Genomic DNA, 1,451 nt, shown 5'->3' with positions numbered 1-1,451 from the left:
GGAAAATGGAGTGATTTCTCAGGCCCAGGCCGATACAGCTTATGAGAGTGAGGTAACGACTACGCCCAACGAGCCTAAGTTTCTCTATAGTGAGTTTCCCTACTTCACTATTTATGTGCAGAAGCAATTGCCTCAGCTGATTTCTCAAGACGAGATTGAGGCAGGTGGTCTAGTGGTGGAAACTAGCTTGAACCCTAAATGGCAGCGGGCGGCTGAAACCACACTGGAAGAAGTCTTGGAAGAGTATAGTGGCTGGCAGCGCTTTGAGCAAGGGTCAATTGTTGCGCTGAATCCTAAGACTGGTCAGGTTCATGCAATGGTGGGGGGCACTGACTTCGAGGACAGTCAGTTTAATCGGGTTACTCAAGCTCAGCGCCAGCCTGGTTCTACGTTTAAGGCATTTGTTTATAGTGCTGCGATCGCAAGCGGCATGTCTCCCTATAAGGGCTATGTTGACGCCCGCTATGTTGTCGATGGTTATGAGCCTAAAAACTACGGCGATCGCTTTAGCGGTAACGTTGAACTCCGTAGGGCGTTAGCATCCTCCATTAACATTGTGGCCGTTAAGGTTCTGGTGGAAGTTGGCTTTGAACCCGTGATTGCCTTAGCTAAACGGATGGGCATTAAATCAGATTTATTGCCCGCTTATTCCTTGGCTTTAGGGTCTTCAGAGGTGAATTTGCTGGAGCTTACAAATGCTTACGGTACATTAGCTGCCAATGGTAAATATGTGGAGGCCCACGGCATTAAGCGAATCACCAACCGTACTGGCGAAGTGCTGTATGAGTTTGTCGATGAGCCTAAGGCGGCCATTGATGAAACCTCCGCCGCCATCATGACCTGGATGATGCGCAGTGTAGTTGACGGTGGCACTGGTAGCAACGCCTATATTAGTGGTCGACAAATAGCAGGAAAAACAGGAACCTCTGAGAAAAATCGAGATCTGTGGTTTATCGGTTTTACGCCTCAGCTGGTGGTGGGTGTTTGGTTTGGTAATGATGATAGTAGCCCCACTCGCGGGGCAAGTAGTACAGCGGCTTACGCCTGGCGGCAGTTTGTTTCTCAATTCATTGAAGATCTGCCAGTGGAAAAATTCCCAGAACTACCCCGTTTGTCAGGTCGGAAGGGGTCAATTGAGGCAAAACCCATAAAACCAAGGAAAGTTGTGGCAGACAAGGCAGGCAGCCGTTCTTCGAGTGAACCTGAGCCCCAAGCTTCCCCTCCACAGCGTTCAGAACCTGAACCTGTCGAAAATTCAGCCCCAGCAGCGGCATCTTCCGAGCCTGCAGCTCCAAGAAGACAACCGGAAGTGGGTCGTAGCAGTCGTCCGGCCCCAGCACCTGCTCCTGTTGCTCCGGCCCCGGCCCCGGCCCCGGCTGTTCCAGCGGTTACGTCATCTGACCCTGAGCCAGTGGCTGCCCCCGCGCCGATTGCGCCAGAGCCTGCTCCTG

General features: G+C 52.0%; 1 protein-coding gene. It reads left to right on the top strand.

The window, feature by feature from the left end; all coding sequences use genetic code 11:
- Positions 1-1,451 (top strand): transglycosylase domain-containing protein (locus tag DXZ20_RS00775; protein WP_250565540.1); only part of this gene is annotated, 1,451 nt, incomplete at both ends.

Source organism: Adonisia turfae CCMR0081 (genome assembly GCF_011009555.1).
GTDB classification, from domain to species: domain Bacteria; phylum Cyanobacteriota; class Cyanobacteriia; order Phormidesmidales; family Phormidesmidaceae; genus Leptothoe; species Leptothoe turfae.
This window is presented reverse-complemented; position numbering and strand designations above follow the sequence as displayed.